Source organism: Sphingomonas sp. CCH9-E2, assembly GCF_001557215.1.
Classification (GTDB): Bacteria; Pseudomonadota; Alphaproteobacteria; order Sphingomonadales; family Sphingomonadaceae; genus Sphingomonas.
Genome location: NZ_LSJM01000182.1, coordinates 1 through 2043, shown reverse-complemented (window position 1 = coordinate 2043; position 2043 = coordinate 1). Strand labels below are relative to the sequence as shown.

Annotated in this window: 2 protein-coding genes; both read right to left on the bottom strand. The window is 70.3% G+C overall.

The features are described from left to right. Window positions 1-777: bifunctional phosphopantothenoylcysteine decarboxylase/phosphopantothenate--cysteine ligase CoaBC (coaBC, locus tag AX681_RS09100; protein WP_066682095.1), on the bottom strand; the 777-nt coding region annotated here is incomplete at its 3' end. Between the two features lie 10 nt (window positions 778-787). Beyond that, complete coding sequence (locus AX681_RS09095) at window positions 788-1894, bottom strand: hypothetical protein (protein WP_066662188.1); 1107 nt, start codon at window positions 1892-1894, stop codon at window positions 788-790. Window positions 1895-2043: the final 149 nt, after the last annotated feature.

Below are 2043 nucleotides of genomic sequence, written 5' to 3'. Positions count from 1 at the left end.
ATCGACCGCCGCCGCCATTTCCCGCGCGGTCTCGACATCGACCCGCTCCACGCCCTCAGGCGTCGGCAGCGCAACCGGTCCGGCGACCAAAGTCACCCGCGCGCCCAGCTCCGCGAGCGCTCCGGCAATCGCAAAGCCCTGTTTCCCCGACGATCGGTTGGCGATGTAGCGCACCGGATCGATCGGCTCATGCGTCGGCCCGGCGGTAACGAGGATGTGCTTGCCCTTGAGCCGACCCGAGGAGGGGGCCAGCGCAGCCTCGATCGCGCGCAATATCGCCTCCGGCTCGGGCAGGCGCCCGGGGCCGAATTCGCCGCATGCCATCGGCCCTTCATCGGGCTCCAGCACGGTCACGCCATCGCCGCGCAGCGTGGCGACGTTGCGCTGCGTCGCCGCATGCTGCCACATCCGCACATTCATCGCGGGCGCGGCCAGCACCGGCTTGTCGGTCGCGAGGAGCAGCGTGGTGGCGAGATCATCGGCAATGCCCGCCGCCATCTTCGCCAGCAGATCGGCGGTGGCGGGCGCGACCACCACCAGATCGGCGGCGCGGCTGAGCTGGATATGCCCCATCTCGGCCTCGTCCTTGAGGTCCCACAATGTCGTATAGACCTGATTCTCGGACAGCGCCGCCAGCGTCATCGGCGTCACGAAATGCTGCCCGCCCGCGGTCACGACACAGGTGACCGAATGGCCCGCCTTGCGGATCAGCCGGACCAGCTCGCACGCCTTGTAGGCCGCGATGCCGCCACCGACGATGAGGAGAATGCGCTTCATCCGCCAATCCCTAGCGCGCAACCTGCGTCACCACCACCCGCCGCTTGTCGCGCGCCCGCACCCACAGGTCGCGCAGCGCGTCCGGCACGAACGCAAGGCCGACCAGAAACGCCGGCGCGATGATCAGCCCCCAGTAAAAGGTGTCGAGCCGCGCAAACAGGCTGATCACCAGCGCATAGCCGCAAAAGGTGGCGAGCGCGCGCAGCCCCAGCGGATCACGCCAGCTTGCCCAGCCGAACAAAGCCAGTGCAACCAGGATCGCGGCGAGTGCTGGCGGCAGCAGTTGCAGCCCCGTCGCCAGCGTCATCGCGCGCACGAACAGGCCGAACCCGTTCATCCCCGCCCAGCCCGGCGACATCGCGTCGAGCGGCCCGGTCACGCCATGCACCGCGACGGCGTGCGCGGCGAGCGCGACGGCGAACAGTCCCAGCGCGGCGGTCCATCCCGCCGCCTCGCGCTTGTGCCCCTCGGCAAAGGCCAGCACCGCCATGATGACGACATAGAGCGCCGCCGTTTCGCGGATCAGCATCGCCACAGCGCCGATCGCCGCCGCCTCGACCCAGCGCCCGGGGCGACGCAGCGCGAGGCTGAGCGCGACGAGCAGCCCGGCCCAGATTTCGTGAAACGCCACCAGCCCGCTCTGGACGAAGGCAAGCATCCCGGCAGTCAGCAGCACCATCGCCACCACCCGCGCCGGCCAGCGCGGGAGCGCCTCTGTAATCCGGCGGTACCAGCACCATGCGGTCGCCGCCGCAAGCGCATAGAGTAAGGCGATCACGGCGAACGTGGGCAGGGCACCCTGCACCATCGCCAGCCCCGGCATGCGAAAGGTCAGGAAGGGCCGCAGCGGATAGCTGCCCGCGCGCAGGGCATCGGCAGCGGAGCGATAGTAATCCTCGCCATGCGCCACCGCCGCGACGATGCCTTCATACAGTGCAACGTCGCCCTGGCGATCCGCCCCCGCACCGGTCGCGCCCGGCGCGGGCAGGGGGACGAACAGCACGGTCAGCGCACCGAGGATCAGCAATCCCAGCCCCGCCAGCACCCAGCGCGCACGGTTTGCGGGCAGCGCAGCGAAGCGGCTGGGGGCCGAAAGCCAGAGCGGCGCGCGGGTCATGCGATCTCCCTAGCCGAGCGGGTGACGCTTGTCAGGTCAGCAACAGCGTCGCCGCGACACCCGCACCCGCTGCAAGCAACGCGACCACGGCGTAGCGCCAGCCGCCGCCCACGCGCACCACCTCGATCTCGCGCAGCGGCGGGGCGGGT